Source organism: Streptomyces sp. NPDC046349 (genome assembly GCF_055587885.1).
This window is the reverse complement of sequence record NZ_JBVJFK010000018.1, coordinates 61,438-79,344: the sequence shown is the minus strand read 5'-3', so window position 1 is coordinate 79,344 and position 17,907 is coordinate 61,438. Positions and strand designations below refer to the sequence as shown.

12 protein-coding genes and 3 pseudogenes are annotated in these 17,907 nt (G+C 72.4%); 5 read left to right on the top strand and 10 right to left on the bottom strand.

Annotated elements, in window-relative coordinates; translation table 11 throughout:
- Window positions 1-114 precede the first annotated feature (114 nt).
- Window positions 115-1,101, top strand: a complete 987-nt coding sequence (locus ACZ6JS_RS33255) for a hypothetical protein (RefSeq protein ID WP_469303549.1) — start codon at window positions 115-117, stop codon at window positions 1,099-1,101.
- 63 nt (window positions 1,102-1,164) lie between these two features.
- Here the strand turns inward: ACZ6JS_RS33255 and ACZ6JS_RS33250 are convergent, their stop codons facing one another.
- From ACZ6JS_RS33250 to ACZ6JS_RS33230, 5 genes are all read right to left on the bottom strand, one after another.
- Entirely contained in the window at window positions 1,165-1,527 is a 363-nt protein-coding gene (locus tag ACZ6JS_RS33250; RefSeq protein WP_469303547.1) for a hypothetical protein, read from the bottom strand.
- Between the two features lie 347 nt (window positions 1,528-1,874).
- Window positions 1,875-2,719, bottom strand: a protein-coding gene (locus ACZ6JS_RS33245; RefSeq protein ID WP_469303545.1) for an IS5 family transposase whose coding sequence is annotated in 2 segments (ribosomal slippage) — window positions 1,875-2,389 and window positions 2,389-2,719 — 846 coding nt in all. Because the reading frame shifts where the segments join, the coding sequence is not laid out codon by codon here.
- A gap of 554 nt (window positions 2,720-3,273) precedes the next feature.
- Complete coding sequence (locus ACZ6JS_RS33240; protein ID WP_469303543.1) at window positions 3,274-3,564, bottom strand: hypothetical protein; 291 nt, start codon at window positions 3,562-3,564, stop codon at window positions 3,274-3,276.
- Window positions 3,565-3,724: 160 nt separating this feature from the next.
- Window positions 3,725-5,278: a serine/threonine-protein kinase gene (locus ACZ6JS_RS33235; protein ID WP_469303542.1), complete on the bottom strand. Its 1,554-nt coding sequence runs from the start codon at window positions 5,276-5,278 to the stop codon at window positions 3,725-3,727.
- Between the two features lie 279 nt (window positions 5,279-5,557).
- The gene (locus tag ACZ6JS_RS33230; protein ID WP_469303639.1) at window positions 5,558-6,310 is read right to left on the bottom strand and encodes an immunity 49 family protein; all 753 of its coding nucleotides are present in this window, start codon (window positions 6,308-6,310) and stop codon (window positions 5,558-5,560) included.
- A 285-nt stretch (window positions 6,311-6,595) separates the two neighbouring features.
- Here ACZ6JS_RS33230 and ACZ6JS_RS33225 point away from each other — a divergent pair.
- Together ACZ6JS_RS33225 and ACZ6JS_RS33220 are read left to right on the top strand one after the other, a co-directional pair.
- Window positions 6,596-6,841: pseudogene (locus ACZ6JS_RS33225) on the top strand (ArsR/SmtB family transcription factor); the annotation flags it as partial.
- A gap of 45 nt (window positions 6,842-6,886) precedes the next feature.
- Window positions 6,887-7,103, top strand: a pseudogene (locus ACZ6JS_RS33220) (Fur family transcriptional regulator); the annotation flags it as partial.
- Here the strand turns inward: ACZ6JS_RS33220 and ACZ6JS_RS33215 are convergent.
- The 4 genes from ACZ6JS_RS33215 to ACZ6JS_RS33200 all read right to left on the bottom strand — a co-directional run bounded on the left by ACZ6JS_RS33215 (window position 7,100) and on the right by ACZ6JS_RS33200 (window position 14,198).
- The gene (locus tag ACZ6JS_RS33215) at window positions 7,100-7,636 is read right to left on the bottom strand and encodes a YcxB family protein (protein WP_469303540.1); all 537 of its coding nucleotides are present in this window, start codon (window positions 7,634-7,636) and stop codon (window positions 7,100-7,102) included. The pseudogene ACZ6JS_RS33220 and the gene ACZ6JS_RS33215 sit on opposite strands and share 4 nt — an antisense overlap.
- Before the next feature lie 547 nt (window positions 7,637-8,183).
- Window positions 8,184-11,093: a hypothetical protein gene (locus ACZ6JS_RS33210; protein ID WP_469303538.1), complete on the bottom strand. Its 2,910-nt coding sequence runs from the start codon at window positions 11,091-11,093 to the stop codon at window positions 8,184-8,186.
- Window positions 11,094-12,956: an HSP90 family protein gene (locus tag ACZ6JS_RS33205; protein WP_469303536.1), complete on the bottom strand. Its 1,863-nt coding sequence runs from the start codon at window positions 12,954-12,956 to the stop codon at window positions 11,094-11,096.
- A gap of 264 nt (window positions 12,957-13,220) precedes the next feature.
- Window positions 13,221-14,198, bottom strand: coding sequence for a hypothetical protein (locus tag ACZ6JS_RS33200; RefSeq protein WP_469303535.1), 978 nt, complete (start codon window positions 14,196-14,198; stop codon window positions 13,221-13,223).
- 387 nt (window positions 14,199-14,585) lie between these two features.
- Here ACZ6JS_RS33200 and ACZ6JS_RS33195 point away from each other — a divergent pair.
- A protein-coding gene (locus ACZ6JS_RS33195; RefSeq protein ID WP_469303638.1) for an IS5 family transposase occupies window positions 14,586-15,415 on the top strand; the annotation gives its coding sequence in 2 pieces (ribosomal slippage) (window positions 14,586-14,922 and window positions 14,922-15,415; 831 coding nt in all).
- A 76-nt stretch (window positions 15,416-15,491) separates the two neighbouring features.
- A pseudogene (locus ACZ6JS_RS33190) lies at window positions 15,492-16,698 on the top strand (IS701 family transposase).
- 144 nt (window positions 16,699-16,842) lie between these two features.
- On the opposite strand, the gene ACZ6JS_RS33185 reads toward ACZ6JS_RS33190, so the two are convergent.
- The gene (locus tag ACZ6JS_RS33185; RefSeq protein WP_469303533.1) at window positions 16,843-17,583 is read right to left on the bottom strand and encodes a hypothetical protein; all 741 of its coding nucleotides are present in this window, start codon (window positions 17,581-17,583) and stop codon (window positions 16,843-16,845) included.
- Window positions 17,584-17,907 lie beyond the last annotated feature (324 nt).

The following is a 17,907-nucleotide window of genomic DNA, read 5'->3' as shown; positions in this document are numbered from 1 at the left end:
GCGTCGGAGGGTGTTCACGTACCGTGGCGCGGACCGGCGTGTCGGCGCGCGGCGGCAGGGCCGGCGACGGCGAAGCGTGGCCCGGCGGGTTGGGTTCGTACAGGGGAGGAAGCGGTGACGGAGTCCATGAAGCCCTCGGCCGGCGTGGTGCGCCCGGTTCTCGACCCTGATGCGGAGCTCTCGGACACTACCCGGAGGGCCTTGCGGCTGTCCCTGGAGGACCCGCGACGCGAGGTGGGTCGTCCGGCCAACCCGCTGTGGGCGGCCGTCCCGCTTCTGCGGCGCGGCGGAGCGGGGGTCGCCGGTGCCGCCGTGCTGTCGTGGTGGACCGATGGCCTCGAGGTCGCGGGCTCTGCCGCGGACCGCTCGACCCTCGTCGGCACGCTGGGCCGGAAAGTGCAGGAACCCGTCGACCTGGCACATGTGCTGCTGGCCCTGTGGCCGGTGGCCGCTGGCTTCGTGACGCTGGCGTGCGCTGGCTTGGTCGTCGACCGAGCGCTCTACAACAGGCAGCTGCGCCGGCTCGCCGCGGCCCAGCAACACGTCGTGCACCCGAAGGATCTGACCGACGACGCCCGGGATCTCCTGGCCCGGGCCCAGCGGGCGATGACGGCCGTTCTCGACTCCAAGGTGCACCGCGAGCAATGGCTCGACGCCCCGCGCAATGTAGCGGCCTTCCCCCGTCAGGAGTGGGCGATCGCCCGAGGCTTGCGGGACTACAGCCGCGTGGCTCGCAAGGATCACCGGGCGCTGCTGGAGACGGACAGATCCGCGGTGGCCGAGCTGCTCACCTCCCGCCGGGGTGTGCTCGCGACGAGCCTGCACGGCATCGAGCGGCGGGTGGCAGCGCTGGAGGCGTGCGCCGCACAGGTCGCCGGGGCCGACGCCCGCTTCGCGGAGGTCCGGCAGATCGAGCGGCTGGCGACGGGTAGGGACGAGCTCCTTGACCTCCTGGCCCACACCGCGGCGGACGACCTGGCGGTCGCCGAGATCGACGCGCTGGCCGGTGAGGCCGTCGTCGTCGCCGCGACGTTCAGCAAGGCGCTGGAGTCCGCCCGACAGGCTGCGTCGGCGGCCCTCCCGATCCAGGGCGCGGCATAGCCCACCCCGATAGCCCAGTTCCGGCGCGCCAAGGTGGGCTCGCTTCCCGGGCCGGCCGGGCGGCTAGAACAGGGTCAGCGGCTGGGGAGGGACCGGCGTGCTCTGGTGTTCCCGGATCGCGTCCCGAAGCTGGGCGGCGGTGACGCGGGCCGCGTCGAACGTCTCGGTCCATCCGTTGGGCATCTGGTCGGCGGTGAGGAAGACACCGTGTCCTGCCGTGCGCAGGCGTCGAAGGATCGTCTGCTCGACGGACAGGGCGTCGTCGCCGGTGGCCACGTGGTGCTCGTAGAACAGGGTCCATCCCAGGCGGCGGTGCTGGGCGATGCGGTCGTTGCGCTGCAGGGCCCCCGACGCCGATCTTGACGGCGCCGTGCTGCGCGGGCGGGCGCGGCGCGGTCGAAGCCGAAGCGGGCGCAGTACTTGCATCCGCGGCCGCTGCGGATCTTGGACAGGGTGGGGGTCCGGCCGCAGGTGGTGCAGCGGCAGCGCCAGGGCGTCATGGTCGTGGTGTAGGGGTCCAGGGGCTCGAGGCCGGCCTCGCGCATTGAGGCGGCGGCTCGCTCGGGGTCTTCGCGTCGTGCGGCTCCGGCGCGGAGGTCGGCGCAGCGTCGGCAGCCGCTCTGGCCGGCGAGGATGGAGCCGAAGGTCGGTGAGGTGATGGTGCCGCAGCCGTGGCACAGACACCGCCAGGGGTATTTGACTCCGCGGTACGGTTCCTGGGGTTCGAATCCGTGCTCGCGCATCTCGGCGACGGCTAGGCCGTTTCCTTCGGATCACCTCGCTGACCAGATGAAGATGGCGGCGAGGTGGAGTCCGGCGAGGTAGATGGTGGCGGTCTTGTCGTAGCGGGTGGCCAGGCCGCGCCACTGCTTGAGCTTGTTGATGCACCGTTCGACGGTGTTTCGCTGTTTGTAGGCGGCGCGGTCGAAGGCAGGCGGGCGGCCGCCGAGCTGGCCGAGCCGCTTGCGGTTGGCGGCCTGGTCGGCGGGTTGCGGGATCACCGCCCGGATCCCGCGTCGCCGCAGGTGACGGCGGATCGCCCGGGACGAATACGCCTTGTCGGCCAGGACCGCGTCCGGCGTGATCCTTGGGCGGCCGATCCGTCGGGGCACTCGTAATCGGGCCATGACCTGTGGAAACGCTGGTGCGTCGCCGGCCTGGCCGGGTGTGATGACGAACGCGAGCGGGCGGCAGCGGCCGTCCGCGGCAAGGTGGATCTTGGTGGTCAGTCCGCCTCGGGAGCGTCCGAGGGCATGGTCGGCCGGCTCGCCGGCAGGGGCCCCTTTTGACGGGCCCCGGCGGCGTGCTGGTGAGCGCGGACGATGGTGGAGTCGACGGCGACGACCCAGTCGAGGTCGCCTTCGGCGTCGGCCTGGGCGAGTAGGGCTGTGAAGACCTTCTCCCAGGTTCCGTCGGCGGCCCACTTCCGCAGCCGGTTGTGGGCGCCCTTCCACGAGCCGAAGTGTTCAGGCAGGTCCATCCACGGTGTGCCGGTGCGGTACTTGAACGCGATCGCGTCGATCACCTGCCGGTGATCCCGCCACCGCCCGCCCCGCCGAGGGGTCCGGTCCGGCAGCAACGGCTCGATGCGTGCCCACTGGGCGTCAGTCAACGACACACATCAACCAACGATCCGATGATCTGAAGGAAACGCCCTAGGTCCTCGTCGTGGCGCTGTGCCGCCCCGGTGGCCCGGTCGGCGCACGGTTTACAGCCCGGGGGCCGGCTCCGGCCGAAGAGGGAGCCCAGGCGCGAGGAGACGATGGCCCCGCACTTGGTGCAGCGGCTTTTCCACGGGAACGCCGTTCCGGGGTACGGCTCCAGCGGCTCCAGGCCCGCCGCCCGCATCACCGCGGCCGCGGTCTCGGCGTCGTGGCGCATCGATTCGTTGGCCTTGCGCCGGCCGCAGGGGTAGCAGCCGCCCTGCCCCCGCCGGATGGAGCCCAGCGTGGGCTTTCCAGGCGCTCCGCACGCCCGGCAGCGGACGGGCCACGGCGTGTCCACTCCCGGGTACGGGCCGAGGGGTTCCAGGCCGGCGGCCCTCATGTCGGCTGCGGCGACGTCCGGGTCGACCGGCGCGTTCGGTGCGCACCACCGGCAGGGCCCGGCGCCCGAGTTGATCCGGACGTAAGTGGGGGTGACCTCGCGTCCGCAGGCGACGTGGCGGCACCACTACTTCCGGTCGCTGCCGGGGTAGAGCTCCAGGGGCTCCAGTCCGGCCGCCCGCATCACGCCGGCCGCGGCCTCGGGCTCGATCCGGGCCCGCCCGGAGCAGTACACGCAGCCGCGCTGTCCCTTGGTGAGGTTGCTCAGGCGGGGGGTCACCTCCCGCCCGCACGCCGTGTGGCGGCACCGCCAGGGCGCGGAGGTGCCGGGGTAGGGCTCTAGCGGTTCCAGGCCAGCCGCCCGCATGATCTCTTCCGGCTCGCGGGGGTCCTTCCGTGGCCGGCCGGTGTGCGCCATGTTCCAACTCCCCGCTCGTGAAGAGTGAGCGGGGTCGTGCCTCGCTGTGCGGCGCAGCATAGAAGCGGCCACTGACATCGCCGACCGCCGCGTTGCCGCCGACGGGATGCGCTGCGCGCCGGTCGCTTCGGTGCCCAGGTGCCGGGCCGACCGGCTCAGGTCACAGCATCGGCAGGGGCGCATGGTTCGTGGGTCGGGTGACTCGCCGGAGTTCGGTGGCTTCCGTCCGGGCTGCCGGGTGAGGGGCGCGGCGGGTTCGGTGAGGTGTGAGGACGGCGGTGAGAAGTGCTGTGGCTGGCCACAACACCGCGGTGGCGGCTGTGAGGGTGAGGGGCGGAAGGCCGGCGTGGTGGGCGGCGATCAGCATGATCGTGGTCTGCAGGGAGCCGGCGGTTGTCGCAAGGTCGGCGTGCCAGGCCGTGCGGTGGAGCGCTTCTCCGATCAGGCGGCGTACTCCGGTGGCGCAGGCGACCAGGCCGGGGCCGCCGAGGACGCTGATGGCCAGCGCGGCCGCCCACAGGGAAACGTCGGTGACCAGGATGGTGAGCGCCGCGCCGCCCGTGAGGGCGAGGTGGGTCATGAGGGCGGCCGTGGTGATCCTCAGCTGTCCGGAGTGCGGCGGCTGGGGCGGGTCGAGGAGGTAGAGGACGGCGAGCAGCAGCCCGGCGAGCGCGCCGAGGCCGGTTGTCCAAGGCGTCGGCAGGGCGGTGGTGAGTGAGAGGGTTCCGGTGACGGCGGCCGCGGTCAGACCGGCCGCGCACATCGTGGTGGCGCGGGCGCCCGGTTCACGGCGGAGGGCACCGACGGCGGCGGAGGTCGTCGTGGCGACCAGGGTGGGCGGGTGCCGGGGTGCTGTCGCGGTGGGTGCGTCGGCGAAGGAGGCCAGCTCGGTGTGGAGCCGGGTAAGCCGGATGCGGGTGTCGGCCGCGGTCGGCCGGCGGGCGGGGTCCTTGTCGAGGAGTTCGAGGACCAGGTGCTCGAGCTTGCGAGGAACGCCGGGGCGCAGGGCGGCGAGCGGGGCCGGCGCGTCGTTGAGGTGCTGGTTGAGGACCTGCCAGCCGGCGCCGGTGAAGGGGGGCCGGCCGGTGATCAGCTCGTGGAGGAGGCAGCCGAGCGAGTAGAGATCGCTGGGTGCGCCCTGGGTGGTGTCGCCGCGGGCCTGCTCGGGCGACATGTAGGCGGGGGTGCCGATGGCGAGACCGGTCACGGTCAGGGTGTGGTGGGTGGCTTCGGCCAGGCGCGCGATGCCGAAGTCGCACAGCTTCGCGGCGTTGCCGCGTGCCTGGTCGAGAAGGATGTTGGACGGCTTGAGGTCGCGGTGGACGATGCCGCGGTCGTGGGCGGTTTCGAGGGCCTGGCTGATCTGGATCATCCAGGTCAGGGCCTCGGTCAGCGGGATCGGGCGGCCGGTGAGCGTGTTCAGCGGGCGGCCTTCGACGAGGTCCATGGCCAGGAAGAGGATCCGCTGCCCACCGAGGTCGGCACTGCCGTGGTCACGGACCGCGACGACGTTCGGGTGGGCCAGGCGTCCGGCGACCTGTGCCTCGCGGCGGAAGGTCGCTTCCCGCGCCGGATCCCCCTCCCCCACCGAGATGAGCTTTACGGCCACGTCGTGGTTCTCGTGGAGGTCCTCGGCTCGCCACACGGTGCCCATGCCTCCGCGGCCGATCGTCTCCTTCAGCCGGTACCGGCCGGCGACCGTCGTGCCGAGCATCAAGTCCTCCAGCCCTGCGTCTTGGCGCTGGGGCCGCCGACCGGCTCCAGCCGCACCGGCGGGCGAGGGCGTTGCCCGCAGTGCGGCTGGAGCATACGAAAACGCCTCGCCAGGCCCGGGCCGAGCGATACCGGCTCCGAGGATGCGGCCCACCAACACCGACGGCTTCCGTCCGGCGCTCCCGGCTGCAGCACAGCCGATCCCGGCGGAGAGGGCCCGAGCACTGGGCGAGCGCCCACCGGACACGCACCACAAGGTAGCTGGAGCGTTCGCAGGGTGCTAGAAGGGTTCGGCGGCCGCCAGGAGGTACTGCGGCAGGTAGGGAGAATCGACGCGGATGGCCCAGCCGCGGCGGCGGGCGTGGCAGGCCAGGGCGAGGACGTCGAGGTTGACGGAGGCTTCGGGGCCGTCGGCGCGGTCGGCGACCTCGTAGTGGGCGCGGTGGGCTTCGAGCGCGTCGGCCAGGGCCAGGTTGAAGCTCTCCTCGTCGCCCTCCACGAGCTGCGACAGCAGCACGGCCGGCGGCATCGCGAATCCCCAGTCCCTGGCCTTCTCCGCCTCGTGCAGCGCCCGCTGCGCGGCCGCTTCGGGCTCGGCGCCTGTCAGATAGGCGTGGAGGGCTTCGCGGTACGCGGTGAACGCGGAGCCGTCCGGGCCGGCGAAGGTGGGGCCGGTGAGCACCAGGGGGGCGAGTTCCTCGCGCACGCCGGTGATCAGGGCGAAGGCGACGGCCATCTGCCAGTAACCAGGGCCGGCTTCCCTCCCGCGCTTGACCGGGTAGCGCGGGGTGCGGCCGCCGATGGACACCTCGACCTCGGTGTCCGGCTCGGCCAGTGCGATGCGGAACAGGGCAGCGCCCGTCTGTGAGGCCAGCCGGAGCGTGGCGAGCTGCGCGTCCGCGATGTCGCCGGGGTTTCCCGACCGCCACCGGAACAGGCGCTTCTGGTCCTCCAGGACGCTGCCCAGACGCCAGACGGGGAGGGGCCTGCCGTCGACGGGGGTGAACGCCTCCTGGAGGTGTTCCTCGTACATGGCCTCGATCCGCTCGATCCCCTCCCGCTCGCAGGCCGGCCGCTCCACCACCAGCGGGCCCGCGGCGAGTGCGGCGACAGCGTCCGGCCGCCGGTCCCGGCCGAACCCCGCGACCCGCGGTCCTCGCGTCTCGAAGCCGGTGACCAGCGCGTGCGGGAGGTAGTCGCTGCGGACAGCCGGCTCCCAGCCCAGCGTCCGGTACGCGAGCGCCGCGAAGGCGATGGGGACGAGCGGGAGAAGGCTGCTCGGGGAAGCCGTGGGCCCGTCCATCGGGGCGGGGGCGGCGCCCTGGCCCGCGTACTCGGCCGCTCGCGCTCCCTGCTGCTGGCAGAACTGGACTCGCCCGCCACCACGACCGAACTCGCGCGCCGCACTGGGTTGTCGGTGGCCGGGGTCTCCCAGTGCCTCACGGCGCTGCGCGGTGCGGGTCTGGTCAGTGCCCACCGGGCCGGACGCTGCGTGCTGTACGCCCGCACGTCCGTGGCCGAGGCTCTTCTGACCGCCACCTCCGAGGACCCGCCGCCCACCTGACCCGCCCCGGCGAGCAACAGCCCTCAGCCCGAGTCACCCCGTGCGCGCACCAGCGACGGCGAGTCCGTGTACCGGCGCTGCTCCACCGGCGACCGCCACCACCACCATCTGGTCAGCCGCAAGTGCGGCAAGTCCGTCGAGGTGGAGGGTCCGGCCGTGGAGAAGTGGGCGGAGTCCATCGCGGCCGAGCACGGCTGCGTGAACGTCCGCCCCCACGGTGGAGATCTTCGGCACCTGCGCCGACTGCGCCTCCGCCTCCTAGAGGCGGCGCAGGTTCCGGTCCAGGATCGCGCGCAGGCGGTCGACGTCGGCGGGCTCCTCGGCCCCCCGCTTCGGCACCGCCGCGAGGCAGCCCGCACGCGGGGCCCCGACCAGCACGAAGAGGTCCGGCGTCTCGGCGTAGTGCGTGAAGAGCTTCCAGTCGACCGTGTGCGACATGGTCTCGCCCGTGGTCACGGCGCCTCGGTCGTCGACCACCGTGCGGCACTGCCCGTACGGAGCCCACACCGCATGAAGCCGGCGCGCCATACCGCGCCGGCCCCGTACGACTCCGAGGACTCCGGCACCGAGCCCCAGCACCGCGGCGACCACGACGACGCCCGGCAGCAGCCCGCGGAACAGCGCGAACGCCAGCACGAGGCCAGCGGTCGCCAGGGGAGGCAGGAGCGTCTCCGCACGCCCCGCTCCCGTCCGACGGGCACGCACCCGGACGACGCCCTGAAGGTCTGCGAGCGTCAGCCCGTAGACGAAGGCCGCCTGCTCGGTCCGCTGTGCTTGATCCCCACCCGTGTTCATGACAGTGAACCCTACCGGCGGGGCGGAGCCCGGCGGTCACGCGCCCGAGTCAGGACGTGGATTCCGGCTGGTTCGGGACCGCGCCGCCGCGCGGCGAGTCCCTCACAGGTGCAGCTCCGCACCTCCTCGGGGGCTCACCGGCTCTTCGGGGGCCTGGTCCGCGATCTGGTGGACCGTGGTGGTGGGCGCCAGCGGGGAGGTCGGGGCGGATGCGGGCACGCGGTCGACCGTGGCCGTCGTTGGTGCGAGTGGTGGGGCTGGGAGGTCAGGAACCGCACCCTCCGGGCGCCCCTGAGCCTGGTATATGCCGAGGAGGGCGGACGCCGGACCGCCTTCGCCGCAGACGGACGACTCCGGGCGATGTGGGACACCGGCAAACGCACCGCCGGCGGGGAGCAAGAGCTGAACATCGCGGGGGGGGTAGGCGCAAGAGCTGGGCCCAGGAGAGACCGCCGACGTTCGGCCGGCTCCCCTGGGCCCCGAGCAGTGGGGGGCACGTGAAGTACCGCGCTGCGATCAGCATCGATCTCCCGGCAGGGCCCCGTTGCTAGCGCTTCATGTAGTCCTCGCGGAGGGTCTCCAGGATGTGGGCGGCGTGCGGGAGGTCGGCTGCGCGGCAGCGGGTGGCGGCCGTGGTGAGGCGGGCCGCCGCCTCCTTGAAGCGGGCGAGGCCGTTGCCCTCGATGAGGGCTGCAATGCGGACGGCTTCGGCACGCGGGACCTCGCCCTGTTCCCCGCCTTCCTCGTGGGCGGCGATGGCGGCCTCCGCCTCGGTCAGGGCCTGCTCGAAGCGTTCGGCCTCCGCGAGGACGCGGGCGCGGCGGTAGTGCACGTTGCCGCGTTCGTACCAGGCGGCGAAGTCGTCGGTGTCCTGCGGTACGGCGGCGAGGACCGCGTCGGCCCGCGTCAGGTGCTCGAGGGCCGCGTCCAGGCTCTCCGGTCCCCTGGCGTGGAGCGTGAGGCGGGCGAACTCGCACATCATGTGGATGATCAGGGGCGGGTTCGCTGCCTCGGCATGTGCGGCGACGGCCCGTTCGTATGCCGTGGTCGCCGCGTCCCAGCGATCGGCCAGCGCCAGCGTGGTGGCCGCCTCCGCGGCCACCAGGGTGAGGACCTGGCGGTCGTCCTCCTCCCAGCCGGCGACGGCGTCCGCGAGCCGCACGAACTCCTCGGCCGCGGGCAGGTACTCCCCAAGCTCCCGCAGTCCGCGCGCCAGGGTCAGGCGGGCCTGGGCGATGGCCCGCTCGTCGCCCGAGGCGGCGCCCTCACCTGCGAGTACGGATTCCAGGACGGCGACGGCGTCGGCCTGCCGGCCGGCCCCGGCCAGGACATCGGCGAGCTGGAGCCGTGCGTCCATGGCCTCGTCGTGGGCTGCGTCCTGGTCGAACCGTGCGGCCGCCTCGGACAGGTGGCGCACGGCGCCGTGCACGTCGTCGAGGTGCGAGGCCGCGTGTCCGAGGAGGGCGTACGTCGGCGCGACCGCGAAGTCGGCGTCGTCGTACCGGGCCGCGTCGGCGAGTGCCCGGTGCAGGAGTTCCGCCGCCTCGGCCGGCTGCCCCTTGCCGAGCAGCAGCTGGGCGAGCAGGGCGCGGGGGCGCGAGCCGCGCCAGGGTCGGTCGGAGGCGTCCACGGCCGCGAGGGCGGCCCGCAGGCCTTCCTCGGCGCGTTCGGACTCGCCGGCGCGGGCCGCCAGGTCGGCGAGGAACTGGAGTGCGTTGGCCACGTGGTGGGGCACCGACAGGCGCTCCGCCTCCGCCTTCAGCCTCCCGGCGTGCACCTCGAAACGCTCCCGGGCGGAGGGATCGGGCTCCGGCAGGGTCCGCACGGTCTCCTGGTAGGCGGCGAAAGTGGCCGCGTACAGCACGGTGAGGTACTCCAGCGCGACCTCCGGCTCGGTGGGCGTCAAACCGGTTTCCGACATGAGGAGTTGCGCCTCGGCCAGGAGGGCGTCCAGGCCGGTGCGGGCCGCCTCGTGGTCCGCGTCGTCGGAGGCGCTCAGCCAGGCCAGGCTGCGGGCGCGCGCGGAGAGGGCGTGCCAGGGCATGCCCAGTCCTTCGAACAGCTCGGCGGCCCGCTTCAGCTCGGCGGTGCTCTCCGCTTCGCGGTCGTCCTTGGACAACCGGAACGCACGCTGCTCGGCGAGCTGGGCCCGCAGCAGTTCCTCCGGGCCGAGTTCTTCGGTGTGCGTGGCGCTGCCGTCCGCGAGTCGCTCCTCGATGCGGGTCCAGAGCCGGTGATCTCCCGGATGCCCGGCGAGAGCCAGACGGCGCGCCTCGCGCACCAGGGCGACGAAGTCCTGGGGGACGTCCGCTGTCACGGCGGGCGCGGGGGAGGTGCGGGAGAGGGAGGCGCGCAGGCCGAGCGGCAGCGGCTCGGCGAGCAACGGTCGCTGCTCGAGACGCTTGCGGCGCCTGTCCCCCACGGCGGTGGTGGCGTTGCGCGCGTCGAACGCGGCGGCGAGCCGGTCCGCCTCGGCCCGGACGTGGGCGAGGAGTGCGCCGGCGGTCCAGTTGCGTCCGGGCGGGCCCGCCACGGCCGTGTCGGTGTGTCCGTCCTCGGCGAGGCGGGTCAGCAGCACTTCGACGCCGGTGAGGAAGCCGAGGTGGGCCAGGGGCGCGCCGGTCGCCTCGAACAGCGGGCGGTTCTCCGCGAGGATCTCCAGCCCTCGGCCTTCGTTGCGGGAGAGGGCGCAGAACTCCAGGTGGAGGCCGACCTCGTCCTGCATGCCGGTGTTGCCGCGGACCCGGCGGTAGCCGGTGAGGTGGTGCGAGCGGGCCTCGTCGGTGCGGCCGACGCGCAGCAGCGGCAGCAGGGCGCGCGCCTGGCTCATCTGCGGTTCCTCGGTGCAGTTCGTATCCCCTTCGAGGACCGGCTGCCAGACCTCCAGTGCTGCGGCGTCGTCGCCCGAGGTCACCCGGTGCTCGGCGAGGCACCGGACCTCGCAGGCCTCGCAGTCGCTCAGCTCCGTACGGGGGCGGGTGACCCAGAGGTCGTAGGCGTCGGCGAGGCCTTCGCCGGTGTGGTGCGCGACGTGGTAGCGCATCGCCGCGACCGGCTGCATGCCGTGGTCGGCGTCCGCGTAGCGGGTGCGCATCTGCTCGATCCACCCCTGGATCGTGGCCAGGGGCATTTCGGGTACCTGGAGGAGGGAGGTCGTCACCCACTTGAAGCGCCAGAAGACCTGGTGGGCCTCCCACTGGCTGAAGGCTGCGGGGGCGGTGTCCCAGAGCTTGAGAACCCGGGCGAACACGACGGGCGACTTGCGGTGCTCGCCGGTGTGCTCGTACGCCTCCATCAGCTCCAGCAGGGCGGTGACGAGGACGTCGGGCTTGGCGGGTTCGCCGCAGGATTCGGCCGCCTCGACGAGCTCCTCGGCGGTGATGGTGCGCTGCAGGCCGTGGGGGCGGTCGTTGTTCTCGCGGAGCGCTTCGACGACGGCCTCGGGGGTGTCCAGCATCTACAGTTCCTTCCGGGGCTCGGAGCCGGGTGCCGCCGTGGCGTTGTGGTGCATGGCGTGGGTGAGCAGGCCGATGAAGGCCCGGTTGAGCAGGGCGCTCTCGCCGGCGCGCAGGGGGCGGCGGCTGAGCAGGAGGGCTTGGCCGTAGAGGGCCTCGGCCGTGGTGACGGCCAGTCCGCGTTCGGTGATGGTGAGGGCCTGGCGGACCAGCGGGTTGAGGTGGTTCAGGACGAGCTGGGCCCGCGGGGTCTCGTGGCGCAGCGAGCCGAGGATGTCGGCCCACAGGCCGTCGCTGTCGGCGGCCATGCTCGACCGGGTGCGCTCGTGGCGGGCGTCCCGGTTGTCGAGGAGCAGGGCGGGGGCGGTGACGGGCTGGAAGTCGCGCAGGACGACGTCGCAGTCGTGGAGGCCGATGGTCTCGCGGGCCACGCCGAGGAAGGCCGCAGCGCGCAGTTCCGCGGACGGGTCGACGGCGTCGAGGTGGGCGGTGACGGTGGCCGGGTCGAGGTCGGTGACGGCCGTGCCGGGGCGGATCTCCGGCAGCCGGTGCACGAGGTCGCGGTCGTAGGTGTAGCCGCCGTTGACGACGCCCAGACCGGCAGCCGCGGCGATGGGCGCGACCTGTCGGAACTCCTCGACGCTCCGGGTGACCAGGAGGGTCGGGTGCGTCCGCGTGAACTCCTCCAAGGTGACGTTGCCGTCGGTGGTTTCGAACGGCAGCCAGGGCAGCACGATGCGCAGCAGCTCGTCGTCGTAGCGGGCGAGGGCCTTGACGGCGAGGTGGTGTGTGTCGATGAAGCGGTGCAGCAGGGACGGGTCGCTGGCGGCCAGTCCGGTGAGCCAGTCGCGGATCCGGTCGCCGAGGGCGTCCCGTACGGCGGACAGGGTGCCGTCCTCGTAGAGGGCTTCGCGGGAGGCGGTGGGGCGCAGGCTGGTGGTGTCAATGACGCAGCGAACGAAGAACGCCCACTCCGGGAGCAGTTCGGGCGCCTGGTCGGTGAGGAGCATGCCCTTGAGGTGGACGCGGTGGCCGGCGCGCTGGGCCGGGCTCACGGCCGCGGGCAGGACGTAGGCGACGCCGCGCAGCCCCGCGGCCGGCAGGTCGAGTTCGATGGTGTCGAGGGGGGTGAAGTCGAAGAGGCTCCGGCAGTAGGCGATCATCGCCTCGCGGCGGGCCAGCGGGGAGCGGTGGGCGCGTTCCCACGGGGGTGTGTCGTTGATCTGGTGGGTTTCGCCGTGCGGGTCGACGACGGTGACCTGGTGGCGCAGCAGTCCGCCGTAGTGGCGGGCCAGCGAGATGACCTGCTGCGGGGTGGTCCACTCGGCGTTGTCGGCGCGCGGGGTCAGGCGGACGGTGGTGCCGGGCTCGGGCACGGCCGAGGCGGGCAGGGTGCGGATGGTGTAGCGGCCGTCGGAGTGGCCGCGCCATTCGACGGCGGGCGCCGAAGGGTCGGCGGCGGACCGGCTGAGCACCGTGATCTCGTCGGCGACGACGAAGCAGGCGAGCAGTCCGATGCCGAACTGGCCGATGAAGTCACCGCGGGCGGTGTCGAGGCCGGCCCCGTCGAGGACGCCGTCGGCGGTCCGCTTGGAGCTGCGGCCGATCGTGGCGAGGAAGCGGTGGACATCGGCCTCGGTCAGGCCGATGCCGGTGTCCGTGACGGTGAGGGTGTCGCCGGTGCGGACCGTGATGGTGGCGGGGGCGCCTGGGGCGACGGCCTGCCGGGCGGTGATGGCGTCCACGGCGTTCTGCAGCAGCTCGCGAAGGTAGACGCGGGGACTGGAGTAGAGGTGGTGGGACAGCAGGTCGACCAGGCCGCGCAGGTCGACCTGGAAGGTGTGGGCAGTCTCTGAGTGGGGCACCTGGCGAAGTCTTTCGGTGGGCGCGTCCCGCGGCCGCGAGCGGCGTGGGCGGGTCAGCGGAGGGAAGGGGTGCACGGGTGTGCGGCGGGGGTGGAGGCGGCAGCTGCCGGGGAGGGGAGGAAGGGGCACGGAGAACCGGCCGTCCTGGCCGGGCACCTGGTGAGGGGTGGGCGGCCGCGTGGGACTTTCGCGATCACGGCCTTCGCGGGCCCCCGCGGCCCCGTCGTTCTCGTCGCTCCGATCGCTCCGGTGGCTCCCGTGCGATCAGCGTCCGATGGACGACCGCTGCTTGCGGTAGGCCGCGGCCGGATCGGAGCCGTTCAGGTAGTACCAGGGAAACTCCGTCACGCGGCCGTCGGTGATGCGGAAGCACTCCTTTGCGGCCTCACGGTCCCCGGCCAGCGAGAAGGCCATCGCGAACGTGTTGAGGATCTGGATCCACCCTCCGGTCCGGACGAAGTCCGGGTGGCGGTAGGAGTGGTCGGCCGCCTCCTGCAAGGAGGCCGCGACCTCGGGCCGGCGCATGTAGGCGGCGTCCGGTCCGGCGTCGAGGGAGAGCCAGTGCTCCAGGTGGGCGATGGCGACGAGCTGACCCAGCCGCGTTCCGGCGGGGGCGCCGAAAGCGGACGCGCGGACGAAGGCGTGCATCTCCTCGTGCGATCCGCCCCACTTGTCGCAGACCTGCTGCAGTTGCTGCTGGTGCGCTCCGAGGTGGTGCGGGTCGCGGCGCACCGTCGCCTCGAAGCGGCGTCGGGCGGTCGTCTGCCCGACCTGGAGTCCGCGGCCGGTGATCTGGAGGCCGTACCAGGGCGAGGTCCAGAGCGGCTCTCGCTCCGCAACCTCGTACAGGTATGCCTCGGCGGTACGCAGCCTCGCGTGGAAGACCTCGAACTGCTCGCGGGAGACGTCCTTGGCCCGAGCCCCGGTCCGCGCCTCCCAGCCCCAGCTGATGTGGCGGATCCCGGCCACGAGCCGGGGCAGGGCGGCCTCGGGATCCGCTTCGAGGACCTTGGCGATCCACCGCTCCACCCCCGCGGTATCGCCGACGGCCCACAGCAGCTCGGTCCGGTCCTCGCTCTCAGGGCGCGCTTCGAGCACCCCGCGCACGGCGGCCCAGTCCGCTGCCGCGGCGGCCTCGCGCACGCGCCGTACGTCGGGATCGCCCGAATCCTCCTGGACCTGCGCGACGGGCCTACCAGCCCATTTGCCCAGCGTGAGTCCCCATTGACGGAGCAATGCCATGCCCCCCACCCCTTGTTGCGTTCGAACGGGGAGGGCGTTGGTCACCTCCCGTGAGGGTAGTGACTATCACGCAGCACCGACAATCGCACATCCGTTTCCCCCGACCCTTCCCCCCTCGGTCGTCGCTCGCCCCGTTATTCCCGGACGGGTGGTGTTTGTCCGGCCGGGGCGGCGAGGTCCCGGCCGCCGTCCTGCCCCTCCTGAGCTGACGGCCGCGACCCCGCCCCCTGCTCTGACCTCGCCTTATCCTTGGCCTTGACTATTGCAACGAAGCCATCCGCGGCATCGAAGGCGCCCTCAGCATCATCGCCGAGCAGCGCTCCCAGCAGGCAGGGCTTCTAGAGCCTGTCGTCAAAGTGATCTTGGATTGTGGATCATGGAGTGGTGATACGTCGCCATGAACTGTCCGATGCCGAGTGGGACCTCATACGTCCGTTGCTGCCCCGGCCTGCGCTGGGGCGGCCCCGGCTGGACGACCGGATGGTCCTCAACGGGATCGTGTGGAAGTTCCGCACCGGTGTCCCCTGGCGGGACGTTCCCGAGCGATACGGCCCGTGGACCAGCCTGCACACCCGCTTCCGCCGCTGGGCGGCGGACGGCACGTTCGACCGAATGCTGCGGGCTGCGCAGGCGAAGGCGGACGCCGCGGGTGACATCGACTGGCTGGTGTCGGTCGACTCCACCATCGTCCGCGCCCACCAGCATGCCGCCGGGGCTCGAAAAGGGGGCGCCAAAGCCCGGCCCTCGGCCGGTCCCGGGGCGGTCTGACCAGCAAGGTCCACCTCGCTTGCGACGGGGTCGGCCGCCCGCTCGCGTTCGTCCTGACCGGCGGGAACACCAACGACTGCACGCAGTTCACCACGGTGATGGACGCCATCCGGGTGCCCCGGACCGGACCGGGCCGGCCTCGGACCAGGCCCGATCACGTCATCGGCGACAAGGGCTACAGCTCCAAGGCGATCCGCACCTGGCTGCGGCGCCGCGGCATCAGGCACACCATCCCCGAGCGGGCCGACCAGGTGCGCAACCGGGCCCGGAAGGGCGGCCTCGGCGGCCGCCCTCCGGCCTTCGACAAGGAGGTCTACAAGCACCGCAACGTCGTGGAACGGTGCTTCAACCGCCTCAAGCAGTGGCGAGGCATCGCCACCCGCTACGACAAGACCGCCCAGTCCTACAAAGCAGCCGTCACCCTCGCCTCGCTCCTGATGTGGGCCTGACACTTTGACGACAACTCCTAGTAGTGCTTTGTTAGCTGGTCTTGTCACGTTGGGTGTGTGGTAGTTCGCTGGCTGTATGAGGGCTGGGGAGCTTGCTGCGGTGCGGCGCCGGTTGGAGGAGTTCGCGTCCGAGGTGTTCGCGCGCTGGTGCGGCGGGACCAGCGGGAGAAGGGCGCCTTGTATCTGCGGGGGCTGCTGCTGGACGGCCGGCGGAAGTCGATGCAGCCGATGGCTGAACGGCTCGGGGTCGATCACCAGCAGCTGCAGCAGTTCATGACGTCCTCGACCTGGCCGGTCGCAGACGTCCGGGCCCGGCTTGCGTGGCGGGCGGTGGCAGCGGTGCGGCCCGAGGTATGGGTGGTGGACGACACCGGGTTTCCCAAGGACGGCCGTTCCTCGCCCGGGGTGGCCCGGCAGTACTCCGGCACTCTGGGCAAGGTCGGCAACTGCCAGATCGGCGTCAGCGTCCACGCCGCCTCCGACACCGCCTCGTGCCCGCTGTCCTGGCGGCTGTTCCTGCCCGCCGCCTGGGACGGGCCCGACGCCGAAGCCCGCAGGCAGGCCTGCCGGATTCCCGCCGGCGAGCACCACCGGGCCAAGTGGCAGCTCGCCCTGGACATGCTCGACGAACTCGACGGCCATGGGTTGCGGCCCGCCGTCCTGGTCGCGGACACCGGATATGGCGCGAACGCCGACTTCCGCCGCGGCCTGGAAGACCGCGGCCGGGCCTACGTGCTGCAGGTCAAAGCCGAGATGACCGCCCACGGCGAGGACGCCGAGCCTCACCAGCCGGCCTACGGCGGGCTGGGCCCCCGGCCGCTGCCCCGCTACCGCACCCGCCCGGTCTCCTTACGCGAGCACGTTCTGGCCGCAGGCCGCGGCAGCGGCCGCACCGTGACCTGGCGCAAGGGCTCCAAAGCGGCGATGAGCTCGACTTCGTGTTCCTGCGCATCCGGCTCGCCGGGCGTCGTCCCAAGCCCTCGAGCGACGGCACCATCCCGCTGTCCTGGCTGATCGCCCAGTGGCCCGAAGGCGAGGCGGAGCCGGTGAAGTACTGGATCTCGAACCTGCCCGCCGACATCCCCGCCAAAGATCTGATCCGCCTGGCCAAGGCACGCTGGCGGATCGAGCACGACTACCGCGAGCTGAAAACCTGCCTGGGACTGGACCACTTCGAGGGCCGCTCGTTCACCGGCTGGCACCGCCACGTCACCCTCGTCACCGCCGCCCACCTGTTCCTGACCGAGCAGCGGAGGAACCCAAAAGCCCCTGCCAGGGCCTGACCCTCTACCAGGCCCTGGACCTCCTCCAACACCTCATCGCCACCTGGACCGGCACCTGCCCCACCTGCCGACAGACCGTGCCATGGCAGCCCTACGACACCACCTAACAAAGCACTACTAGCCGGGGCGTCTCGGCCGTGTGCCTCAGCTCTGCGCCTGCCGGAGAAGGGCGATCTGCTGGGCGACCAGGGCAGGCGGGAACGCCCGCACCGTGTCGTTGCCGACCGACAGCTTGGTGAACGTGGCGATGACGCTCCCCATGCGGACCACCGTGTACTGCGTCACGTGCGGGCCCATCTCGCTCGGAGCGGTGATCTCGAACTGCACCGCCTCGTCTCCGAGCGGCGGCGCCTGGCCGGCGGTGACCGTGCCCTTGTCCATCGAGGCCGGGCCCTGGGCTTCGTAGTACCGGCAGTTGCCGAGGCCCTCGCTGACCTCCTCGAATACCGCGACGGCACCGGAATTCCCGTAAGAGGCGAGGGTGGAACTGCCACCCCAGAGGTCATCCTTCCAGTTGAACGTCTGGTCGACCACGGCCGGGCTCGGCTCGGAGGGTCTCCGGGCGCCTGCGGCCTCCAGCAGCCGCCCGCAGGCGGGGTCGGACACCTCGTACCCGCCTTCGCCGCGCCAGGGCTCGCGGACCTCGACGGGATGCCAGTCCGAGTCGCCCATCTCCCCGGTCGGCAGCGCGGCCGCCACCAGCTGTTCGGCGGTCATCGTGCGGCTCGGGGGAGCCTTGGGCGCGGAGGGCGGGGGCGGCGAGGAGGCGGGCGCGGGCAGAGCGGCCTGCTCCCCGGAAACCGCACCGCAGCCCGCGAGGCCCAGTGCGGCCAAGGCCACAAGAACCGGCAGGCCGCAGGTCCGTCGTGCGACAGGTACAGGCATGGCTCTTCCCTCGGGCGGCGCGAATGATCAGACGGAGACTATCCGGCCGCGATCCGTCGTCATCAGGGGGTTCCGCCTGGTGAGAACGTGTGCCTGCGCGCGCGACAACGGCTGTCAAGCCACGGGATGCAGGGGCGTGACGGGCGGCAAGGGCCGGCGAGGGGTGGAGCGTACTGGAGTTACGGCAGAGGTCCGTCCCGCTCTCTCCTCGCAGGAGAACTCGCCATGACCCACTGCAGTAAGAAGCCGTTGCTTTTCCGGATCTGATGTGTGTGTTTCCGCAGGTCAGGTGTGATGTGCGCGTTGTCGAGGCAGGCTGGGGCC

Excerpts from the sequence above, each read along its gene's own strand:
- ACZ6JS_RS33250 (WP_469303547.1), bottom strand. The coding sequence starts at position 1,527 with ATGCAAGTACTGCGCCCGCTTCGGCTTCGACCGCGCCGCGCCCGCCCG.
- ACZ6JS_RS33240 (WP_469303543.1), bottom strand. The coding sequence starts at position 3,564 with ATGGCGCACACCGGCCGGCCACGGAAGGACCCCCGCGAGCCGGAAGAG.
- ACZ6JS_RS33235 (WP_469303542.1), bottom strand. The coding sequence starts at position 5,278 with ATGCTCGGCACGACGGTCGCCGGCCGGTACCGGCTGAAGGAGACGATC.
- ACZ6JS_RS33230 (WP_469303639.1), bottom strand. The coding sequence starts at position 6,310 with ATGTACGAGGAACACCTCCAGGAGGCGTTCACCCCCGTCGACGGCAGG.
- ACZ6JS_RS33215 (WP_469303540.1), bottom strand. The coding sequence starts at position 7,636 with ATGAACACGGGTGGGGATCAAGCACAGCGGACCGAGCAGGCGGCCTTC.
- ACZ6JS_RS33210 (WP_469303538.1), bottom strand. The coding sequence starts at position 11,093 with ATGCTGGACACCCCCGAGGCCGTCGTCGAAGCGCTCCGCGAGAACAAC.
- ACZ6JS_RS33200 (WP_469303535.1), bottom strand. The coding sequence starts at position 14,198 with ATGGCATTGCTCCGTCAATGGGGACTCACGCTGGGCAAATGGGCTGGT.
- ACZ6JS_RS33185 (WP_469303533.1), bottom strand. The coding sequence starts at position 17,583 with ATGCCTGTACCTGTCGCACGACGGACCTGCGGCCTGCCGGTTCTTGTG.